This window comes from Saccharothrix obliqua, assembly GCF_019375475.1.
GTDB classification, from domain to species: domain Bacteria; phylum Actinomycetota; class Actinomycetes; order Mycobacteriales; family Pseudonocardiaceae; genus Actinosynnema; species Actinosynnema obliqua.
The window spans coordinates 1,027,659-1,043,791 of sequence record NZ_JAHXGQ010000001.1; the positions used below are offsets into that span (position 1 = coordinate 1,027,659).

Genomic DNA, 16,133 nt, shown 5'->3' on the forward strand with positions numbered 1-16,133 from the left:
CATGTCCATCTCGGTGCTGCTCGTCGACGATCACGAGATCGTCCGGCGCGGCATTCACCAGTTGCTCGCCGTCGAACCGGACATCGAGGTCGTGGGCGAGGCGGAGAACGCGTCGGCGGCCGTGTCCGCCGCGACGTCGGTGCGCCCCGACGTGGCCGTGATCGACGTGCGGCTGCCGGACGGCGACGGTGTCACCGTGTGCCGCGAGATCCGGTCCGCGGTGCAGCCGCCACCCGCGTGCCTGATGCTCACGTCGTACTCCGACGACGAGGCGTTGTTCGGCGCGATCATGGCGGGCGCGGCCGGTTACATGCTCAAGCAGGTGTCCGGCAACGACCTGGTGGCGGCGATCCGGACGTTGGCGGCGGGCGGTTCGCTGCTGCACTCCGGCGTGACGGCGACCGTGTTGCAGCGGCTGCGCGGCGGGCCGGTGGAGGACCCGCGGTACGCGGCGCTGAGCCCGCAGGAGCGGCGCATCCTGGACCTGATCGCCGAGGGCCTCACCAACCGGCAGATCGCGCAACGCCTGTTCCTGGCGGAGAAGACGGTGAAGAACTACGTCTCGTCGCTGCTGCACAAGCTGGGCTTCGACCGGCGGACCGAGGCCGGCGTGTACGCGGCGCGCCGACGGCAGTCCGGCGCGCCGGGTTCGTGACCCGCGGGCGCCCCGGTGGGACGCCCGCGGTCACCGCGTCACAGCCAGCCGGGTACCGCGGTCGGCGTGCTGCTCGACACCGCGGTCGGCTCGGGCAGCGGCTGCCCGGCACACGTCACGTCCGCCGCCGGCACCTTGCCGTCGACGATGAACGACTCGACCAGGTCGTCCACGCAGGGGTTGCCGAAGCCGTAGATGCCGTGGTCGCCCTCGTCGGTGACGGTGAGCAGGCGTGAGCCCGCGAACCGCTCGTGCGCCCGCCGCGCGCCTTCGACCGGCGTCGCCGGGTCGCGCACCGACTGCACCATCAGGATCGGCGGCACGCCCTTGCCGGTCGGCGTCTTCAGGTCCAGCGCCGGCCGGTCCCAGAACGCGCACGGTGCGAGCACCTGGTAGTAGCCCATCAGCGGGTACTGCGCGCCGAGCCGCTCGGCGTCCCGCGCCAGGAAGTCCCGGCCGCCCTTGAACCGGGTGTCGTTGCACGTGATGGCGTACAGCGTGGCGTTCGCCGCGTCGGCGTACCGGACCGCCGAGGCGAGCGCCGCGCCGGGCTGCGGCGCGGGTTGGCCCACCAGCGCCAGCGCCGCCGCCGCGTCCGGGAAGCGGTTCTTCTGGTACATCGCCCCGGCCAGCGTCAGGTCCAGCAGCACGCCGTCGACCACCGTGCCGTCGGGGAGCCGCAACGGGTCCTTGGCGAGCTTCGCCCGCGCCTCCTCGTACTTGCGCCGCACCTGCTCGGCGGTCGTGCCCAGGTGGTACACGTCGTCGTGCTTGGCCGCCCACGGCAGGAAGTCCACCCGGAACCGGCGTTCGAAGCCGCGCCCGAACTCGTCGAAGATGTCCTGGAACGACGTGGTGAACTCGGTGTTGGAGTCGAGCACGAACTTGTCCACGCGGTTCGGGAAGTAGGTCGCGTAGTACGCGCCCAGCCAGGTGCCGCCGGAGTAGCCGATCCAGTTGACCTTGTCCCGGCCGAGCAGGTGGCGCAGCAGGTCGAGGTCGCGCACGGTCTGCTCGGTGTTGACGACCTTGCCGAACTCGCCCGACCGCTGTTGGCACGCCGCCGCCTGCAGGGCCGCGCCGTCGTAGAGCAGCCGCAGGTTCTCCCGGCTGCGGTCACGCGGGTCGGTCAGGGTGATGAAGTCGAAGTTGCCGCACGTCACGTTGGTGCTCGCGCCCGTGCCGCGCGGGTCGATGCCGATGACCTCGAAGTTGTCGACCAGCTTCGCGCGGTCCAGGTAGAGCAGCGGCAGGGTGCGGCCGGGACCACCGGGACCACCCGGGTTGGTCAGGACGCTGCCGCGTGCCTGGCCGCTTTTCGGCTTGATCCGGCTGACCGCGATGGTGATCGTCTTGCCGTTGCCGGGGCTGCGCCAGTCCTGCGGCGCGGTGTAGGAACCGCACTCCAGCGCGGCCGGCACGTCCCCGAGGTCGGTGCACGGACCCCACGCGATCACCTGGTCGCGCAGCGGTCCGGGAGCGGCGGTCTCCTGGGCCTGCGCCACCGCGGGTAACGTGGCGGTCAGCGCGATGGCGGACACGAGCACTGCCGTTGATCTCATGTAACCCCCTCCTGTCATGACACCCACTTCATCGGTGTGATGGGGTGGGCGGCATCGGCAGAAAGGCTGGCGTTCGGCTCTACGAAAGAACTAGGCCGGTTGCCGGCCGGGGAAAGTAAGGTCGGTGGGGTGGGGATTTTCCGGAGGAGGCGACCGGCCGCGGTCGCCCGCGAGGTGGTGCGGGACCACACCTACGACGACGCGATCCTGGACATCGCGGCGGAGGAGATGGACGCGGGGCACCTGAGGGCGGCGACGACCGTGCTCGCGGAGTGCCGTGACGAGCCCGAGTTGCGGGCGCTGCGCGTCGAGGTGCTCGGCGAGCACGCCATCGGCCACGCCGACGAGTTGCTGGAGCTGGCGAAGTCCAACACCGACCCCGACCTCTGGTTGCTGGCGGGCACGGCGTTCATCCGCGAGGCGTGGGCGATCCGCGGTTCCGGCCGCGCCGTCGACGTCGGCAAGGACCGCTTCAAGGTGTTCTTCGGCACGTTGCGCAAGGCGGTCGGCCCGTTGCACGAGGCGGCGAAGCTGCTGCCGCGCGACGCGGTGCCGTGGGCGCAGCTCCAGACCGCGGGTCTCGGCCTCCAGGTGGACCGCGACCAGAAGGACGAGGTGTGGCGGGAAATCGTGGCCCGCTGCCCGTCGCTGTACCCGGCGCACTGGACGCGGTTGCAGATCCTCGCCGCCAAGTGGGGTGGCTCGGCCGAGGAGATGATGGCGTTCGCGCAGGGCAGCGCGGACGCGGCGGAACCCGGCGACCCCGTGGTGGCGATGCTGCCGCTGGCGCACTTCGAGATCTTCCTGGAGCAGTTCGAGGAAGCCGTGCAGGCACGCAGCGCGTTGAAGATCGCCACGTTGAAGCTGCGGTACTTCAGCCGGGTCCGCGACGAGATCGCGGTGGCGGCGGACAAGTGGGAGGCGGCCCGCCCGCGCCCGCACCCGCGTTCGCTCCAGGCGCACAACCTGTTCGCGGCGGCGTTCGCGCTCGCCGACGACGCGCCACGCGCGCGCAAGCACCTGATCGGGATGCGCGACCACGTGCACGACGTGCCGTGGGCGTACGTCGCCTACCTGGCCGACGACCTGGAGAAGGAGTATTCCGAGTTGGCCAACAAGTACCTGGACGCCTGAGCCGGTCGGCGGCACGCCGCCGACCGCCCGGCGGGCACCGGGCGCCCGCCGGCCCGCCACCGCCCATCGGTGGCGTGCCCGCGGACGACGCCCGGGCCGGTGCGGGGAAACCGGATCGGGGCTGCTCCCGCTAGCACCGCTGCTTGTAGAAGAACTTCTCGTTGGCGGCCATGTCGTCCTTGGTCAGCGCCACCAGGTCGGTGCTCACGTCGCGCTGCACGTGGCGGCCCTCCAACGCCGCGATGGCCTGCTCCACACCGGTCCGGCCGATGGTCGCCGGGTCCTGCGCGATCAACGCCTGCACGACACCACCACGCAGGTCCGCCACCTGCTTGGGGCTCGCGTCGAAACCGACGAGCTGCACCTCGCCCGTCCGGCCCGCGTTGCGCAGGCCGGTCGCCGCGCCCTCACCGGTGTTCAGGTTGGTGGCGAACACGCCGACCAGGTCGGGGTTCGCGGCCAGCGTCGCGGTCACCTTCGACGCCGCCTGGTCCGGTTCGTTGTCGGTGTACTGCTGCCCGATGTACTTGAGGTTGGGGAACTTCCGGACCTCGTCCTCGAAGCCCTTCGCGCGGGCGTCGGTGGTCGACGTGCCCGCCTTGGTGTTGAGCACCAGCACGGAACCCGGCCGGTCGCCGACGAGCCGGGCCAGCGTGCGTGCGGCGAGCTGCCCGCCCTGCGCGTTGTCGGACGAGATCGAGGACACCGCGACCGACGTGTCCTCCAGCTTGGTGTCCACCTCGACGACCTTGATGCCCGCGTCCTTGAGCTGCTTCATCGGCCCGGCCATGGCCTTGTCGTCGGTCGGCGCGATCAGCACCGCGCCCGGTTTGTTCGCCAGCACACCGGTGACGATCGGGGTCTGCTGCGTGGAGTCGAACTTGGCGGGCGCCTGCACGTCCACCACGTAGCCCGCGGCGCCCGCCGCTTCCCGGAACCCGCACTCCAGGGAGATGTAGAACGGTTCGGCGGCGACACCGGGTATCAGCACCATCCGCTTGGCGTCCTGGCCGCCGCCGGTGTCGCCGATCTGACCGCCACCGCACGCGGTCAGCAGCAGGGCCGCCCCGAGCAGGGCAACTGTCCTCGTTGACATGGTCTCCCGCACCTTTCGCCTACCGTTGGTTGCGCGCCTTCCGCCGTGACTGGTCGAACCACACCGCCGCGACGAGCACGATGGCCACCGCGATGGGCTGCCAGTACACGTTCACGCCGACGATGACGAAACCCTTGCGCAGCACGGCGGGGATGAACACGCCGAGCACCGTGCCGACCACGGAGCCCGCGCCGCCGAACAGGCTGGTGCCGCCGAGCACGACACCCGCGATGGCGTTGAGGTTGTCCGTGTCGTGCCCGGTGATGGAGGCGACCCGGAAGTAGGCCAGCGCCATGAAGCCCGCGAGCCCGGCCAGCACACCGGCCAGCAGGTAGACCCGCACCAGGTGCCCGGTCACGCCGATGCCGGCGCGCCGCGCGGCCTCCTCGTTGGAGCCGATCGCGTAGGTGTGCCTGCCGAACCGGGTGGTGGCCAGCACGAGCGCGCCGACGGCCGTGACGGCGGCGGCCAGCAGGACCAGGTTGGGCACGCCGAACCACGTGCCGGTGCCGAGGCCGTCGGCCAGCACCTCGGGCACGCCGCTCACGTTGGACCCGTTGGACAGCAACTGGCCCGCGCCGAGCGCCGCGCCGAACGAGCCGAGCGTCACGATCAGCGGCGGTATGCGGGTCCAGGCCACCAGGAGGCCGTTGAGCAGGCCCCACGCCGCACCGCTGAGCAGGGCGACCAGCAGTCCGAACAGGACGGTGCCCCACCCCGCGCCCGTGGCGTTGCCGTCGTTGACCGCGTTCATGGCCATGGCGGAGGTGACGCCGGAGAAGACCAGCACCGAGCCCACCGACAGGTCGATGCCCGCCGTGATGATCACGTACGTCATGCCGACCGACAACACCAGCAGGACGGACGTCTCCACCAGCGTGGTCTGCAAGGTGAACGTGGTCAGCACCGCGTCCGGGCGGATCGCGCCGAACACGGCGATGAGCGCCAGCAGCACCAGCCCGATCCACAACGTGTTGGCGCCGAACAGGCGCTGCCGCCACGAGCGCCCCCGCACGTCGGTCATGCGTCCTCCTGGGACAGCGCGCCGGTCATCGCGCCGACCAGCTCCTCCACGGTGGTGTCCGCCGCGGTGAACCGCGCCACCCGGCGACCGAGCCGCAGCACCTCCACCCGGTCCGACACGGCCAGCACCTCCGGCATGTTGTGGCTGATCAGCACGACCGCCAGGCCGCGGTCCCGCACGCGCCGGATCACGTCCAGCACGCGTTCCCGCTGCACCACGCCGAGCGCGGCGGTCGGCTCGTCCATGAACACCAGCCGACCGGCCCACACGACGCTGCGCGCCACCGCGACGCTCTGCCGCTGACCGCCGGACAACGCGCCGATCGGCACGTCCACGTCCTGGATGGACACCCCGAGTTCGTGGAACGCCGCCGCGGCGCGCCGACGCATCTCCTTCTTGTCCAGCACGCCCAGCCACCCGAGCGGTCCGGCCCGGCGCAGCTCCCGGCCGAGGAACAGGTTCGCCGCCGGGTCCAGGTCCGGCGCGACCGCCAGGTCCTGGTACACAGTCTCGATGCCGAGCGCGCGGGCGGAGGTGGGCGAGGGCAGGGCGACCTCGCGACCGGCGAAGGCGATCGTGCCCGCGTCCGGCTGCTCCACGCCCGACAGGCACTTGACCAGCGTCGACTTGCCCGCGCCGTTGTCCCCGATCAGGGACACCACCTCGCCCTCGTGCGCGGTGAACGACGCACCCCGCAGCGCCTGCACACCGCCGTAGTTCTTCACCAGGTCGCGGGCGTCCAGCAGGGGTTCGGCCATGTCAGCTCCCGGTGGTGGGCGGACGGCAGCGGACGGCGACCAGGTCGCCGGTCAGCACGACCCCGCCGGCCGCGTGCGGCACGACCACCGTGCTGCCCCGGCGCAGGGGGAGGTCGCCCAGCGCGCCGGAGCCCGCCAGGACCACCAGCACGGCGAACGACGGGTCGAGCACGTAAGAGCCGGACACGTGCAGGCGGTCGGCGCGGAAGAACGGGTCGGCGGCGGCGGGCAGCAGGCCCACCGACGGCGCGACCCGCGACCCGGTGCGGGTCAACAGGTCCCCGACGCGGTGCGCACGCGGGTCGACGCAGCCCAGCGCGGTGTCCAGGCCCAGGCCGAGGTGCCACGCGTCGGGGTCGGGCAGGAAACCCGCCCACTCCAGCGTGACGGAGAAGTCCGTGGGCTGCTGGAGTTCGACGATGAAGACGCCCTCGCCGATCGAGTGCGGCACGCCCGCCGGCACGAGCACCGCGTCACCGGGCTCGACCACGGCGGAGTTCAGGGCCGCCAGCATGGCCGCCGAGTCCTGGGTGGACACCCACCGGGCCACCGCCGCGGGGCTCACGTCCTCGCGGAAACCGAGGTGCACGGTCGGCGCCGGTCCCGTCGTCGCCACCACCACCCACGCCTCCGTCTTGCCGTGGCGGCACGCCAGGTGCTCGGCCGCGAACGCGTTCGACGGGTGGCAGTGCACCGGCAGCCGCTGCCCGGCGTCGAGCAGCTTCACCAGCAACGCGGTGTCCGCGCCGAACTCCGCCACGTGCGCGTCGCCCAGCCACGCCACGGGGTCGGCACGCACCGCGTCACGCAGCCACCGCCCGTCCGGCAGCCTGGTCAGGCCCGCCTCGCCCCGGCCGAACAACGTGGTGGTCGACGCCACCCAGTCCTCGGGCCCGGCGTCCGCCGCCGGGTCGCCACGCAGGTCCGCGATCGCCGCTCCGCCCCGGTAGAACTGCGCGGGCTGGTTGGCCGGCAGCAGGACCGGCGCGACGCTCATGGCCGCGCCTCGCCCGACCCGCGGGCGACCAGCCGCACCGGCAGCACCACCCGCCGCGGTGGTGACGCGTCGCCGTCCAGCCGGGCGTGCAGCAGCTCCGCCGCCGCCCTGCCCAACGCGCTCGCGTCGTGCGCGAGCACGGTCACCGGCGGCGAGAGCAGGTCCGCCAGCTCGAAGTCGTCGAAGCCCACCAGCGCCGGCCGGGCCACCGAGCCCGCCAGCGCGCGCAACGCGTGCACCGTGATCCGGTTGTTGCCGGTCACCACGGCGGTCGCCGGTTCGGCGGCGGTGGTCAGGCGGTGCAGTGCCGCGCGCACCGAACCCGCGTCGTGCGGGCCCATCGCGACCAGCGATTCGTCGAACCGCACGCCCGCGCGCACGCACCCCTCGCGGAACCCGCGCAGGCGTTCGCCGGCGGTGTAGATGTCCGGCGCGTCGCCGAGGAACGCGATCCGCCGGTGCCCGAACGACGCCAGGTGCCGCACGGCTTCCGCGGTGCCGCCGACGTTGTCGACCAGCACGGTGTCCGCCACGACGTCACCCGCCGGCCGGTCCAGGAACACCACGGGCGTGCCCGCGCGCATCTCCGGCACCAGGTACGCGTGCTGCACCCCGGCGGGCACGATGAGCAGCCCGTCGACGCGCCGCGAGCAGAACTCCAGCGCCAGCTCGCGCTCGCGCGCCGGGTCCTCATCCGACGAACCGGTGATCACCTGCCTGCCGCGCAGCCGGGAAACCTCCTCCACGGCCCGCGTCACGCCCGAGTAGAACGGGTTGCCCACGTCCTCCAGCACCAGGCCGACCGTGCCGGTGGACGAACCGCGGCGCAGGTTGCGCGCGCTGAGGTTGCGCCGGAACCCGAGCTGGTCGATCGCCGCGAGCACCCGGTCCGCGGTGGCCGGGTGCACGCCCGCCTCGTCGTTCACCACGCGCGAGACCGTCTTGATGCTCACGCCCGCCAGCCGCGCCACGTCGTTCATGGTGGCGCGCCGGACCTTCCGCTCCGGGTCGATCGCGGACAACGTTGTCATAGTCCGCGAATAACACACCCGGCCCCGGCTGATGTCAATGGTTCGGGGTGTCCCGAACGAGACAACACCCGTCCTGCGCCTTGACGCACCCCGGACACCCTCCGCAAGTATGCGATTACCCGAAGTACGTGGACAGCGTTGTCAACGAGGAGGGCACCGTGAGGACGGCTCTGGCGACCGCGGCGTTGGTGGCAGTCGCGCTGGTCCAACCGGTCGCGGCGCAGGCGCAGCCGGACGACCCGGCGCGCTGGGTGAACCCGTTCGTCGGCACCCAGCCGGGTGGACCCGACCACGGCACCGGCGGCGGCGCGGGCAACACCTTCCCCGGCGCGGACGTCCCGTTCGGGATGGTGCAGTGGAGCCCGGACACGGTGACCCGCCAGCACGGCGGCTACCACTACCCGGACAACCGGATCAAGGGCTTCAGCCTCACCCACCTGTCCGGCGCGGGCTGCTCCACGTACCAGGACATCCCGATCACGCCGTTCGCGGGCGAGGTGACCACGTCGCCCGCCGCCGACCCCAACCGCTACGTGTCGACGTTCTCGCACGCCAACGAGACCGCCGCGCCCGGCCACTACGGCGTGACGCTGGACAGCGGCACGCGGGTCGACCTGACCGTCACGCAGCGGACCGGCGTCGGTCGGTTCGCCTACCCCGGCGGCAGCACGTCCACGTTGCTGGTCAACACGTCCGGCTCGATCGCGGGCGCCGACGACGCCGAGATCACCATCGGCGCGGACAGCATCAGCGGGTGGGCCACCAGCGGGCGGTTCTGCGGTGCGGACCACCGGTACCGGGTGTACTTCCACGCCCGGTTCGACCAGGCGTTCGCGTCCGTCGGCACGTGGAAGAACGGCGCGGTGACGCCCGGCAAGACCACCGAGCGCGGCGGCTCGCCCCGCCGCGGCGACCTGGGCGACGCGCGCAAAACCCTCGCCGCTCAACACGAGGAGCGCACCGCGGGCGCCCTGGACACCACCGTCGCGGGTCCCGGCTCGGGCGGCTGGGTCACGTTCGACAACCCGGACGTGACGATGCACGTCGGCCTGTCGTTCGTCTCGGTCGACGGCGCGAAGCGGAACCTCGAAGCGGAGAGCGCGGGCAAGTCGTTCGACGACGTCCGCACCGCCGCGCGCGCGGCGTGGAACGACCGGCTGAACCAGGTCGAGGTCACCGGCGGGACGGATGCGCGGCGCACCGCCTTCTACACCGCGCTCTACCACTCCCTGTTGCAGCCCAACGTGTTCTCCGACGTCGACGGCCGGTACCCGGGCTTCGACGGGCGCCTCCACACCGCCGAAGGGGGCCACGCGGTCTACACGAACTTCTCCGGTTGGGACGTCTACCGCTCGGAGATGCAACTGCTGTCCCTGCTCGCGCCGAAGGAGTCGGCGGACATGGTGCGGTCCATGGTGTTGTTCGCCGAGCAGGGCGGGTCGTGGGACCGCTGGACCGTCGCCAACGGCTACACCGGCGTCATGGTCGGCGACCCCTACCACGTGATGGTGTCGACCGCGTACGCCTTCGGCGCCAAGGACTTCGACGCGAACAAGGCGTTGCTGCTCATGCTGCGCGGCGCGACCCAACCCACGCACGGCTACCAGGAGCGCCCGGGTCTGCGCGACTACCAGGACCTCGGGTACGTCCCGGTCGCGACCGGCGGCGTGTGGGGCGCGCCCGCCACCACCCTGGAGTACACGTCCGCCGACTTCGCCATCGCCCAGCTCGCCCGCCGCCTCGGCGACAGCGCGATCTGGCAGGCGTTCATGGCACGTGCCCAGCACTGGCAGAACATCTTCAACCCGGCCACGGGCTACACGCAGGCACGCAACCGGGACGGTTCGTTCGTGGAGCCGTTCAACCCGGCGAGCCCGGACAACTGGGTCGAGGGCAACGCCGCCCAGTACACGTGGATGGTGCCCTACAACGCACGCGGCCTGTTCACCGCGATGGGCGGTGACGCGAAGGTCCGCGAACGGCTCGACTTCTACTTCACCAAGCTGAACGCCGGTCCCAACGAGCCGCACGCGTTCCTCGGCAACGAACCGGTCATGCACACCCCGTGGCTGTACAACTGGGCCGGCGCGCCCGCCAAGACGCAGGCCGTGGTGCGCAAGGCCGTGGACGAGCTGTTCGGCCCCGGTCCCGACGGCCTGGTCGGCAACGACGACCTCGGCCAGATGTCGTCCTGGTACGTGTGGGCCGCGCTCGGCGTGTACCCCGCGATCCCGGGCCGCGCGGAACTGGTCGTGCACAGCCCGCTGTTCGAGGAGGTCACGATCACCCGGCCGAACGGCAAGCCGATCGTGCTCAAGACCTCGGGCACCGGCGTGCACGTGCGTGACCTGAAGCTCGACGGCCGTGCCCAGACCCGCACCTGGCTGCCGGAGTCGCTGATCGCCAACGGCGGCGTGGTGGAGTTCGGGCTCGGCGCGGAGCCCACCGCGTGGGGCACCGGCCCGGCCGACGCGCCGCCGTCCTTCCGGGACGGTGAGATCGGGCAGCAGACGTACCTCCAGCCCGGCCGGCTGGTGCTGCCCGCGGGCGGCACCGGCGTCGTCGAGGTCGGCGCGCAGGACTTCTCCGGCCGGGGCGGCGGTGTCGCCTGGTCCGCGCAGCCACCCACCGGGATCGCGGTCACCCCGGCGAGCGGCGGCATCACCGCGCCACCGGGCGAGCGGGCGGGCCACCGGGTCCGCGTCGACGTCGCACCGGACGCCGCCGAGCGGACCCACCGCGTGCCGGTGGTGTTCTCCAACGGTCAGCGCAGCACCCTGTCGGTGCTCGTGGCCGACCCGGGCAGCCTGCGCGCGGCGTTCGACAACACCGGCACCTCGCCCGACGACGACCAGGCGATCGGCAACTTCGACGGCAGCGGGTGGAGCTACTCCCGGAAAGCACTGGGGGAGCAGGGGTTGAGCCCCGGTGCGACGGTGTCGCGGGACGGCATCCCCTACACCTGGCCGAGTTCGCCGGTCGGCGAGCCGGACAACGCCAACGCGTCCGGGCAGACCGTGGTGCTGAACGCCACCGGCACCAAGCTCGGCCTGCTCGGCAGCGCCGCGGGCGGCCGGGCGTCCGGCACGCTCACCGTCACCTACGCCGACGGCACGACGCAGCAGGCGGACGTCGGCTTCTCGGACTGGGCGCTGGGCGGCAACTCCGCGACGCCGCCGTCGTTCGACAACCGGGTGGTGGCCACGATGCCCTACCGGAACAGCGTCGGCGGCGAGGCGCAGCAGCTCAAGGTGTTCGTCTTCGCGACCGCGCCGATAGCGTTGTCCGGCAAGCCGGTGAAGTCGGTGACGCTGCCCGCGGGGGTGACCGGTGGCACGTTCCACGTCTTCGCCATCGGCCTGGCCTGAGCGCGGGTGCTCCGGGTGGCCGCCCGGCAACCGGGGCAATACCGTGGGCGGGTGCTCCGCGCAGCCCTGGTCAGCGCACTGGTGGCCGCTATGGTGATGCCCGTGGCGGCGCACGCGCGTACGGACCCGGTCGAATCGGTGAACACGTTCATCGGCACGAAGGACGACGGCAACACGTTCCCGGGCGCGTCCGCGCCGTTCGGCATGGCCCAGTCGAGCCCGATCGGCTCGCACTACGCGGGGTGGCGGTACGACGACCCGGTGATCCGCGGTTTCGGGCACTTCTTCCTGTCCGGCGCGGGCTGCCACGAGCAGGGCGGCCTGGTGTCGGTCCTGCCGACGACCGCGCTGCCGGACTCGTTCGACCACCGCCGTTACGGCGTCGGCTACGACCACGCGGGCGAGGTCGGCACCGCCGGGTACTACCGGGTGCGGCTCGCCTCCGGCATCACCGCCGAGTCGACCGCGACCACCCGCACCGGCGTGGAGCGGTTCTCCTTCCCGGCGGGCGCGACGCCCCACGTGCTGGTGAACGTGGGGCAGGCCAACGACAAGGAGCCGGTGTCCGGCAGCTCCGTCCGGGTCGTGGACGACCGCACGCTGGCGGGAACCGTGACGTCGCAGGCGTTCTGCGGCGGCAGGCCGTACACCACGCACTTCACCACCACGTTCGACCGGCCGTTCACCCGGACCGGCAACTGGGGCGGCGCCGAGGGCGGCGCGGGCCTGCGTGGTCAGTGGGTGGCGTTCGGGGACGGCCCGGTGACCGCCGCGACCGCGATCTCCCACGTCGACGCGGACGGCGCGGCCCGGAACCTGGTGGAGGCGGCCGGCCGCACGTTCGACGAACTCCGCGCCGCGGCCCAGGCGTCGTGGCGTGACGAACTCGGCTCGATCACCGTCGAGACCGACAACGCCGACGACCGGACCGTGTTCTACACCGCGCTGTACCACGTGCTGCTGCAACCGTTGACCGGCAACGACATCGACGGCCGCTACCGGGGTTTCGACAACCGCGTCCACACCGCCGAGGGCTGGACGTACCACGAGTTCTTCTCGCTGTGGGACACCTACCGCGCGCACAACCAGCTCATCGCGCTGCTGCGCCCCGACCGGGCGCGGGACATCGCCCGCTCGGTCCTCGCGATCGAGGAGCAGGGCGGCTGGCTGCCCCGCTGGGCGTACGCGAACCAGGAGACGAACACGATGACCGGTGACCCGGTCACGCCGTTCCTGGTGGACCTGTGGCGGTTCGGCGCGCTGGAGGGGTTGGAGGACCGGGCGTACCGCGCGTTGCTCCGCAACGCCAACGGCGTGCCGCCCGCGTCGTCGCCGTTCGAGGGCCGCGCGGGCAACCGGTCGTACCTGGCGAGTGGGTTCGTCCAGTACGACCAGGACTTCCCGAAGAAGGGCCAGGACGTCGACCCGCACCACGGCGCGTCCGCCACGCTCGAATACGCCCTGGCCGACTGCTCGCTGTCGGTCATGGCCGCCGCCCTCGGCCACCACGAGGACGCCCAAGCGCTCCGCCGCCGCGCCCTCAACCACCGGGCCTTGTGGGACGGCACGGTCACGGATCGCGGTTTCCGGGGCTTCCCGCGCCCGAAGACCGCCGACGGCCGGTGGCTCACCCCGTTCACGCCGCAGGGGCGGCCCGGTTTCCACGAGGGGACCGCGTGGCAGTACCAGTGGCTGGCCCAGCACGACATCCCGGGCCTGCTGGAGCTGCTGGGCGGACGGGAACGGGCCGCCGCCCGCCTGGACGACTTCTTCGCCTACCCGGACCTCGTGGCGGACCCCGCGCGCGCGGTGCGCGAGAAGTGGGTGGTCGGCCCGTACGACTACTACAACCAGTTCCGGTACAACCCCAACAACGAACCGGACCTGCACGCGCCGTGGATGTACACGTTGATCGGCCAACCGTGGAAGACCTCCGCCGTCACCAGGGCCGCGCAGACGCTGTTCGTCAACGCGCCCAACGGCGTCACCGGGAACGACGACCTCGGCACCATGTCCGCCTGGTACGTGTTCAGCGCGCTCGGGCTCTACCCGGCCGTGCCGGGCACCGGGCAGTTCCTCCTGCACGCGCCCAGGTTCGAGCGTGCCGTGCTGCACACCGGCAAGCCGGTGGTGATCACCGCGAACGCCACGCCCGGCCTCCAGTACGTCTCGTCCGTGCGCGTCGACCACGTCCCGAGGAACCGGGTCTGGGTCGACCACGCCGTGCTCGCCGGCGGGGCGGAGATCGCGTTCACCCTCACCGCCGATCCGGCCGCGGCGACCTGGGGCACCGGCCCCGACGACGCACCGCGCTCCCCTTGCGGTTGACCGATTTCACTCTGCAGTCGACCAAGTTCACCGTGCGCGGACGGTCGGGTGCGCAGCGCCACCAGCGCAGTCGCCGAAAGTTGCGACTTGTGCTCACTTTCGTCGCTCGGCCACCCGACCGGTCCTGAACCACCCGGACGGCGGGTTACCGTGCCGGCCATGACAGGGGCACGGACACAGGCCGTGGAGGTTGCGGACATCCGCAAGCACTACGGCGATCTCAAAGCGGTGGACGGCGTTTCGTTCACCGTCGCCGAGGGGGAGTTCTTCGGCATCCTCGGACCGAACGGCGCGGGCAAGACCACGACGCTGGAGATCGTGGAGGGGTTGCGGGAGCCCGATTCGGGCTCGGTGACGCTGCTCGGCGCGCAGCCGTGGCCGCGCAACGCGAAGCTGCTGCCCCGGATCGGGGTGCAGCTCCAGGCGTCGAGCTTCTTCGAGAAGCTCACCGCCCGCGAGCAACTGGAGACGTTCGGTTCGCTCTACGGCGTGCCGCCCGCGAAGGCGACGGAGATGCTGGAGCTGGTCGGCCTCAGCGACAAGGCGAACGTCCCGGAGAACAAGCTGTCCGGCGGCCAGCGGCAGCGGTTGTCCATCGCCTGCGCCCTGGTGCACGACCCGGACCTGGTGTTCCTGGACGAGCCGACCGCCGCTCTCGACCCGCAGGCGCGGCGCAACCTGTGGGACGTGCTGCGTGCCATCCAGGAGCGCGGCAAGACCATCGTCTACACGACGCACTACCTCGACGAAGCCGAGATCCTCTGCGACCGCGTGGCCATCATGGACAAGGGTCGCATCCTCGCCATGGACACCCCCGCGAAGCTCATCCGCGGTCTCGACGCGCCCACGCGCGTCTCGCTGGAGCGCGGTTCGCTCACCGTCGCGGAAGCCGAGGCGTTCCAGGGCGTCGACCACGTGCAGGAGGACGAGACGTCCCTGACGATCTCGACCCGCGAACCCGCGCCGGTGCTGTCCGCGCTCGCCGAGCGCGGTGCGCTCGACGGCCTCCAGGTGCGGACGGCCACGTTGGAGGACGTGTTCCTCAACCTGACCGGACGGGAGTACCGGGCATGACCGCGTTCAAGAGCCTGTCCGCGGCGATGGTCAAGGGCTTCCTCCGCGACAAGATGGCCCTGTTCTTCGCCTTCCTGTTCCCGTTGATGTTCCTCGTGGTGTTCGGCCTGCTGTTCGGTGACGCGGGTGGCGACAAGACGAAGATCGCCGTCGTCGGCGAGGGTCCCGTGGTCACCGCGCTCGACCAGACCGGCGTCCTGGAGTTCGAGAAGTTCGACAACCCCGACCAGGCGCGGCAGAAGGTGAACGACGGCGACCTGCCCGCCGCGGTGGTCGTGGGTGACGGCCGGGTCGACCTCACCTTCGCCGCCAGCGACCAGGTCAAGGCGCAAACCGTCGTCGGCATCGTCTCGGGCGTGGTCGACAAGCTCAACGTGGCCGCCACCAACACACCGCCCGCGTTCGAGTTCGCGGCGAAGCCGGTGGAGGACGCCTCCCTCAAGCCGATCCAGTACCTGACGCCCGGCATCCTGTCCTGGGCGGTCGCGATCTCCGGCGTCTTCGGTTCGGCGCTGACCCTGGTCTCGTGGCGCAAGAAGCAGGTGCTGCGCCGAATCCGGTTGGCCCCCGTCGGCCCCACGGCCGTGCTCAGCTCGCGCGTGCTGGTCAGCGTGGGCACCGCCCTCCTCCAGGGTTTGGTGTTCGTGGCCGTGGCCCTGACGCCCCCGTTCGGCCTCAAGCTGACCGGGCAGTGGTGGCTGGCGATCCCGTTGCTGATCCTGGGCACCATGGCGTTCTTCGCGATCGGGATGCTGGTGGGCGCGTTCTGCAAGACGGAGGAGGCGGCCAGCGGCGCGGCGAACCTGATCACCATGCCGATGGCCTTCCTGTCCGGCACCTTCTTCCCGGTGGAGAGCACCCCGCCGTGGCTCCAGGCCGTGTCGAACGCCTTCCCGTTGCGCCACATGAACGACGGCATGTTGGACGTCCTGGTACGGGGAAAGGGAGCAGAAGCCCTGCTCCTGCCCTCAGCGGTACTGATCGGCTTCACCTTGGTGGTCGGCTTCATCGCCGCCAAGGTCTTCCGCTGGGAGGACTAACCCCCCCGTGGGGGAACCCACACACCGATGCCCGCTGCGTGTCATCCCCGTATGGCCTGCGCGCAG

General features: G+C 71.7%; 12 protein-coding genes. 6 read left to right on the plus strand and 6 right to left on the minus strand.

Translation table 11 applies throughout. The features are described 5' to 3' along the window. Window position 1: 1 nt before the first annotated feature. A complete protein-coding gene (locus KZQ38_RS04990) occupies window positions 2–655 on the plus strand; it encodes a response regulator (protein WP_219438808.1) in 654 nt (217 codons plus the stop codon). A gap of 38 nt (window positions 656–693) precedes the next feature. Here KZQ38_RS04990 and KZQ38_RS04995 read toward each other — a convergent pair whose 3' ends face one another. Further along, window positions 694–2,217, minus strand: coding sequence for an alpha/beta hydrolase (locus tag KZQ38_RS04995; protein ID WP_219438810.1), 1,524 nt, complete (start codon window positions 2,215–2,217; stop codon window positions 694–696). A gap of 129 nt (window positions 2,218–2,346) precedes the next feature. Between KZQ38_RS04995 and KZQ38_RS05000 the strand changes: the two genes are divergently transcribed. Continuing rightward, window positions 2,347–3,351, plus strand: coding sequence for a hypothetical protein (locus KZQ38_RS05000; protein ID WP_308258245.1), 1,005 nt, complete (start codon window positions 2,347–2,349; stop codon window positions 3,349–3,351). 130 nt (window positions 3,352–3,481) lie between these two features. Here the strand turns inward: KZQ38_RS05000 and KZQ38_RS05005 are convergent, their stop codons facing one another. The 5 genes from KZQ38_RS05005 to KZQ38_RS05025 are packed head-to-tail and all read right to left on the minus strand — an operon-like array spanning window position 3,482 to window position 8,206. Next, window positions 3,482–4,447 carry an ABC transporter substrate-binding protein gene (locus KZQ38_RS05005; protein ID WP_219438811.1) on the minus strand — a complete coding sequence of 322 codons (966 nt, stop codon included), beginning with the start codon at window positions 4,445–4,447 and terminating at the stop codon, window positions 3,482–3,484. A gap of 19 nt (window positions 4,448–4,466) precedes the next feature. Next, window positions 4,467–5,471 (minus strand): ABC transporter permease, encoded by a 1,005-nt coding sequence (locus KZQ38_RS05010; RefSeq protein ID WP_219438813.1) that lies wholly within the window; start codon window positions 5,469–5,471, stop codon window positions 4,467–4,469. Then, on the minus strand, window positions 5,468–6,229 hold the full coding sequence (locus KZQ38_RS05015) for an ATP-binding cassette domain-containing protein (protein ID WP_219438815.1): 762 nt from the start codon (window positions 6,227–6,229) through the stop codon (window positions 5,468–5,470). Before KZQ38_RS05015 ends, KZQ38_RS05010 begins: the two co-directional genes overlap by 4 nt. Before the next feature lies 1 nt (window position 6,230). Further along, on the minus strand, window positions 6,231–7,226 hold the full coding sequence (locus tag KZQ38_RS05020; protein ID WP_219438817.1) for a class I mannose-6-phosphate isomerase: 996 nt from the start codon (window positions 7,224–7,226) through the stop codon (window positions 6,231–6,233). Further along, the gene (locus KZQ38_RS05025) at window positions 7,223–8,206 is read right to left on the minus strand and encodes a LacI family DNA-binding transcriptional regulator (protein WP_219439400.1); all 984 of its coding nucleotides are present in this window, start codon (window positions 8,204–8,206) and stop codon (window positions 7,223–7,225) included. Before KZQ38_RS05025 ends, KZQ38_RS05020 begins: the two co-directional genes overlap by 4 nt. A gap of 209 nt (window positions 8,207–8,415) precedes the next feature. On the opposite strand from KZQ38_RS05025, the gene KZQ38_RS05030 reads away from it, so the two are divergent. The 4 genes from KZQ38_RS05030 (at window position 8,416) to KZQ38_RS05045 (ending at window position 16,067) form a co-directional block, all read left to right on the plus strand. After that, window positions 8,416–11,625, plus strand: a complete 3,210-nt coding sequence (locus KZQ38_RS05030; protein ID WP_308258246.1) for a GH92 family glycosyl hydrolase — start codon at window positions 8,416–8,418, stop codon at window positions 11,623–11,625. Window positions 11,626–11,676: 51 nt separating this feature from the next. Next, a complete protein-coding gene (locus KZQ38_RS05035) occupies window positions 11,677–13,953 on the plus strand; it encodes a GH92 family glycosyl hydrolase (protein WP_308258247.1) in 2,277 nt (758 codons plus the stop codon). Between the two features lie 159 nt (window positions 13,954–14,112). Continuing rightward, on the plus strand, window positions 14,113–15,027 hold the full coding sequence (locus KZQ38_RS05040) for an ABC transporter ATP-binding protein (protein WP_219438819.1): 915 nt from the start codon (window positions 14,113–14,115) through the stop codon (window positions 15,025–15,027). After that, window positions 15,024–16,067, plus strand: coding sequence for an ABC transporter permease (locus KZQ38_RS05045; RefSeq protein WP_219438821.1), 1,044 nt, complete (start codon window positions 15,024–15,026; stop codon window positions 16,065–16,067). The genes KZQ38_RS05040 and KZQ38_RS05045 overlap by 4 nt, the downstream gene beginning before the upstream one ends. Window positions 16,068–16,133 lie beyond the last annotated feature (66 nt).